Below are 5131 nucleotides of genomic sequence, written 5' to 3' on the forward strand. Positions count from 1 at the left end.
GCCCGGTCGCCTACCGCGCCCCGGCCGCCGAGACCGCCCGGGAGGCCCGCCCGGCAGGAAGCTGACCCGTCCGGCCGGGTACCGACCCGCCCGGCGCTCCCGTCCCGCGCCCCGGGGCGGGAGCCGGGGGGCCCCGACGTCGATCGGACGCGGCGGGGCCGCCGGGAGGCCGTTTGCGCCGGTTGGGGCCACGATGGTGGGTGATGTCCGTGCAGGGTGCGGTGGCAGAGCCGCGCCCGCCCCGCTCGGGAGGAGCCCCATGGCGACGGAGCCGGCGTCCGAGGTGGAGGAGGAGCCGCACCGGGAGGCGCATCGCGGCAGGCTGTGGGTGTCGCTCGGTGCGCTGATGCTCGGGCTGTTCCTCGCCGCGCTCGACCAGACGATCGTCGCCACCGCGCTGCCCACCATCGTCAGCGACCTGGGAGGCATCGACCATCTCTCCTGGGTGGTGACCGCCTACCTGCTGGCCTCCACCGCCGGCACCCCGCTGTGGGGAAAGCTCGGTGACCTCTACGGGCGCAAACGCCTCTTCCAACTCGCCGTCGTCATCTTCCTGGCCGGCTCGATGCTCTGCGGCGCGGCCCGCAACATGCCCGAGCTGATCGGCTTCCGGTTCCTGCAGGGACTGGGCGGCGGCGGGCTGATCGTCCTGTCGATGGCGATGGTGGGAGACCTCGTCTCCCCCCGGGAACGCGGCCGCTACCAGGGGATGTTCGGCGCGGTCTTCGGGACGACGAGTGTGCTGGGCCCGCTGCTGGGAGGTCTGTTCGTCGACCACCTGAGCTGGCGGTGGGTCTTCTACATCAACCTTCCCTTCGGTGTGCTCGCCCTGGCGGTCATCGCCACCGTGCTGCACCTTCCGGCGCGCCGGGAGCGGCACACCATCGACTACGCCGGCACGGGGCTGATCGCCGGGGTGGCCGCGGGACTGGTGCTGGTCGCCTCCCTGGGCGGTACCACCTGGCCCTGGGTCTCCTGGCAGACGGCCGCCCTCACCGCGGCCACGCTGGTGGGGCTGGCCCTGTTCATCCGGGTGGAGCGCCGGGCGGTGGAGCCGGTGCTGCCGCTCTCGCTGTTCTCGGTGCGCACCTTCACGCTCTGCTGCTGCATCGCGTTCATCGTCGGCTTCGCGATGTTCGGCGCGATGACCTACCTGCCGACCTTCCTGCAGGTGGTGCACGGCGTGAGCCCGACCTCGTCCGGGGTCCACATGCTGCCGATGGTCGCGGGGATCTTCGTCACCTCCACCCTCTCGGGGCAGATCATCACCCGCACCGGGCACTGGAAGATCTTCCCCGTGCTGGGCACCGCCGTGGTCGCGCTCGGGCTGGCGCTGCTGCACACCCTGGGCCGGGAGACGGGCACCGTCCGGATGAGCCTGACCTTCGCCGTGTTCGGCATGGGTCTCGGCATGGTCCTGCAGGTGCTGGTGCTGGCGGTGCAGAACGCGGTGCGCTACCGCAACCTCGGCGTCGCCACCTCGGGCGTCACCTTCTTCCGCACGGTCGGGGCCGCCTTCGGCGTCGCGGTCTTCGGCACGATCTTCGCCCGGCTGCTGGGCGAGAACCTGCGCACCGAACTGGCGGGCGCCCAGCTGCCGGGCGGGGTCAGCGTGGATTCGCTGCTGCACGACCCGCGCGGGGTGGCGCAGCTCACCGGCGGAGCGCGCACCGGGGTGCTGTCGGCGTACTCGGACGCCATCACCGCGGTCTTCCTCTACGCGGTGCCGGTGGTGCTGATCGGCCACCTGCTGGCGTGGCTGCTGCGCCCGGACCCGCTGCGGGGCAGCGTCCGCGCGCCCGAGGGCAGTGAGACCGTGGGCACCACCGCCGTGGAGCGCTCCTCCCGGGAAGAGGTCGCCCGGTCGCTGTCGGTGCTCGCCAGCCGTACGGGCCGGCGCGACCTCTACCGCTCCATCGGCGACGCCGCCGGCGCCGACCTGGCGCCCGCGGCGTGCTGGTTGCTGCTGCGCGTCAACCGCTACGGCTTCGTCGAGCCGGGCCCGCTGCCCGCCCGGACGGCGCTGCCGCCCGAGGTCGTCGACGGCGCGGTGCGCCAGCTGGAGCAGCGGGGAATGCTGGCGCGCACCGGGGACGGGTCGGTGCTGGAGGCGACCGACCGGGGCCGGCTGGTCACTTCGCGGCTGCTCGCCGCGCGGGACGAGGAACTGTCGCGGATGCTGGGGGACTGGTGGACCCCGGACCGACCGCAGGACCTGGCGCAACTGGTCCGCGACCTGAGCACCGAGTTCGGCGGGTCGAGCGCGGAGTGGCACCGCTGCGACGGCCGCGCCGCTGCTCCCGTCCCGAACTCCGCACCCAGCGGCAGCCACCCGGCCCCCGGCGGTGACCGGGGGAGCGGCGAGGGCTGACGTCGCGCGGGCGCCGCGCGGCAGCCGGCCTCGGCCGGGGAGCGCCCCGCCGTGCGGCGTTGCCGGTGCGGCGCGCCTCCCGGCTCGCCGGCGCGGGGCGCTCCGCCGGCCCGTGGGCGGCTCAGCCGGCGTCGGTCCCGAGCCCCGCGAGCACCAGCCGCAACGCGCGCTCCGCCTGCGGCGCCGGGTCGGTGTACTGCTCGGTGGCCAGCGCGATGCCGACGATCACCACGAGGAGGTCCTCGACGGTGACGTCCGGCCGGACGGCCCGGTCGTCGACGGCTCGGCGCACCAGCGGGTCGCCGGCCGCACCGAGGGCCGCCGCGCAGGAGTCCTGGGCGTCGTCGTCCCGGAGCGGCCGGTAGGAGAGGGCGTCCGCCAGGCCGCGCGCGGCGAGCGCGTAGGCGAGCACCTCCCGCAGCCACGTCTCGAGCGCCGAGCGGCTGTCGCGCTCGCCGTGAAGCATGCGGGCGCGGTCGCACAGCGCGCGGACGCGCTCCGTGAAGACGGCGTCCAGCAGTGCCGCCCGGGTGGGGAAGTGGCGCCGCACGGTGGCCGATCCGACGCCGGCGACGCGGGCGATCCGCTCCAGGGAGGCCTGGGCTCCTCGGGCGGCCACCTCGGTCTCGGCCACGGCCAGGACGTGGGCGCGGTTGCGGCGGGCGTCGGAGCGCTGGCCGGTCATGGTCTCTCCCGTGTTGATAAGTGGCGGGCCCCGCCGTATCTTAGCGGAACGCAAAACGGCGGGCCCCGCCGTTTTTCTGTGATCATCGAAGGGATGTGCGCATGACCGTTGCTGCCACGCCGGTTCTCGTCACCGGTGCCACGGGCCGCCAGGGCGGGGCGACCGCCCGCGCCCTGCTGGAGCGGGGAACGCCGGTGCGCGCCCTGGTGCGCGACCCGGGTGCGCCGCGCGCCCGCGCCGTCGAGGAACTCGGCGCCGACCTGTGCGTGGGGGACCTCACCGACCCCGCGACGCTGGGGCCGGCCGTGACCGGCGTGCGGGCCGTCTTCTCCGTGCAGATGCCCGCGTACACCGAGCAGGGGTTCGACTTCGCCGGAGAGGTCGAGCAGGCGGAGAACCTCATGGCCGCCGCGCGCGCCGCCGGCGTGGAGCAGTTCGTCCAGTCCTCCACCAGCGGCGTGGGCCGGCACGTCGAGGCGCCCGGCTGGGCCGAGGGGCGGTGGGCGGTCATGGAGGCGCCCCTCGGTGCGAAGGCCGCGATCCAGGACCGGCTGCGCGCGTTCGACTTCCCCCGCTGGACGTTGCTCAAGCCGTCGTTCTTCATGGAGAACTTCGAGCCGTCGATGCGGTTCTACTTCCCGCGCGGAGTGGAAGGCGGCCTGGTCACCGTCGTCAAGCCGGGCACCCACCTCGCGCTGGTGGCGGCCGCGGACGTGGGTCGCGCCGCGGCGGCGGCCCTGTCCGACCCCGCCCGGTTCCATCGGACGGAGCTGGAGCTCGCCAGCGACTACCTGACCATGACCGAGATCGCCGCGACCCTCTCCCGCGCGCTGGGGGTACCGGTGACGGCTCCGGACATGACCGAGGAGCAGGCGCGTGCCGCCGGTATGGGGGACATGGGGGCCACGCACGCGTTCATGGAGGTCGTCGGCCAGCCGGCCCGCCCGCGCTTCGCCCGCGCGCTGGGCATCGACCTGACCGGCTTCGAGGAGTGGGCGCGCGCCCGGCTGCGGTCCGCGGCCTGACGGAGGCACCGGGGCTGCGGGGCGTGCCCCGCGGCCCCGTGCCGGTCGGTCGGCCCGCCCTGCCGGCGGTGCCGGGCCGGCGGTCGCCACCGCGGCGACCGCTCGTGGTCGTCGGGAGTTCATCCCCGGGGGTGGCATCACGGGCGCCTGTTTTGTATCGTGACGATACAAAGTGGTTCCGCCCGTCCCCGACCGTTCGGGCGGAACCGCTCTGGTCCGCTTCTTCGCCCCTGCCCCCGGACACCAGGAGCCCGCCCACGTGACCGCCGCTCGCCCGCTCGCCCAGGAACTGACCGCGCGTGCCCTCCTGCTCGACATGGACGGCACCCTCGTCAACTCCGACGCCGTGGTCGAGCGGGTCTGGCGTCGCTGGGCCGCCCGGCAGGGCATGGACGGTGATGCCGTTCTCTCCGTGGTGCACGGCCGCCAGGGCCACGCCACGATGGCGGAACTGCTCCCCGACCGCCCCACCGAGGTCAACCACGCCGAGAACCAGGCGCTACTGGCCGAGGAGAAGGCCGACATGGCGGGGGTCGTGCCGATCCCGGGCGCTGCCGCCTTCCTCGCCGCGATCGCCGCCGTCCCGCACGCCCTCGTCACCTCGGCCGACCTGCAACTGGCCACCGCGCGGATGGCCGCCGCCGGACTGCGCGTCCCCTCGCCCCGACTGACCGCAGAGTCGGTCAGCGCCAGCAAGCCGCACCCCGAGGGCTTCCTCAAGGGCGCCGCCGAACTCGGTGCGGACCCCGCGGACTGCGTCGTCCTGGAGGACTCCGCCGCCGGTATCGCCGCCGCCCGTGGCGCGGGGATGCGGGTACTCGGCATCGGACCCCGGGCGGTGGCCCACGACCCGGACCTCGCCGTGCCGGACCTCACCGCGGTGACCGTGACGGTGCTGCCCGACGGAGCCGTCCGCCTCACCCGGGTCTGACCGCCCGCTCCCCGCACTCGCCACCGCCCGCACCCGGCCCGCGCTCCGGTGCGGGCCCCGTCGTGCCGCCCCGGCCCGCACACGGGCGGGAACCGGCCGCCGCGCGGGGAGTGGCCGGC

At 75.1% G+C, this 5131-nt stretch carries 4 protein-coding genes; 3 read left to right on the forward strand and 1 reads right to left on the reverse strand.

Annotation, left to right across the window (positions count from 1 at the left end):
* Positions 1–259: 259 nt before the first annotated feature.
* Positions 260–2371 carry an MDR family MFS transporter gene (locus HCN52_RS21680; protein WP_209314836.1) on the forward strand — a complete coding sequence of 704 codons (2112 nt, stop codon included), beginning with the start codon at positions 260–262 and terminating at the stop codon, positions 2369–2371.
* A gap of 121 nt (positions 2372–2492) precedes the next feature.
* Here the strand turns inward: HCN52_RS21680 and HCN52_RS21685 are convergent, their stop codons facing one another.
* Positions 2493–3056: a TetR/AcrR family transcriptional regulator gene (locus HCN52_RS21685; RefSeq protein WP_168090132.1), complete on the reverse strand. Its 564-nt coding sequence runs from the start codon at positions 3054–3056 to the stop codon at positions 2493–2495.
* Positions 3057–3157: 101 nt separating this feature from the next.
* Between HCN52_RS21685 and HCN52_RS21690 the strand changes: the two genes are divergently transcribed.
* Together HCN52_RS21690 and HCN52_RS21695 are read left to right on the forward strand one after the other, a co-directional pair.
* A complete protein-coding gene (locus HCN52_RS21690) occupies positions 3158–4081 on the forward strand; it encodes an NmrA family NAD(P)-binding protein (protein WP_168090133.1) in 924 nt (307 codons plus the stop codon).
* A 259-nt stretch (positions 4082–4340) separates the two neighbouring features.
* The gene (locus HCN52_RS21695) at positions 4341–5012 is read left to right on the forward strand and encodes an HAD-IA family hydrolase (RefSeq protein WP_168090134.1); all 672 of its coding nucleotides are present in this window, start codon (positions 4341–4343) and stop codon (positions 5010–5012) included.
* Positions 5013–5131: the final 119 nt, after the last annotated feature.

It is taken from the genome of Streptomyces bohaiensis, from assembly GCF_012033785.1.
In the GTDB taxonomy this organism is placed as follows: Bacteria; Actinomycetota; Actinomycetes; order Streptomycetales; family Streptomycetaceae; genus Streptomyces; species Streptomyces bohaiensis.

Excerpts from the sequence above, each read along its gene's own strand:
- HCN52_RS21690 (WP_168090133.1), top strand. The coding sequence starts at position 3,158 with ATGACCGTTGCTGCCACGCCGGTTCTCGTCACCGGTGCCACGGGCCGC.
- HCN52_RS21685 (WP_168090132.1), bottom strand. The coding sequence starts at position 3,056 with ATGACCGGCCAGCGCTCCGACGCCCGCCGCAACCGCGCCCACGTCCTG.
- HCN52_RS21680 (WP_209314836.1), top strand. The coding sequence starts at position 260 with ATGGCGACGGAGCCGGCGTCCGAGGTGGAGGAGGAGCCGCACCGGGAG.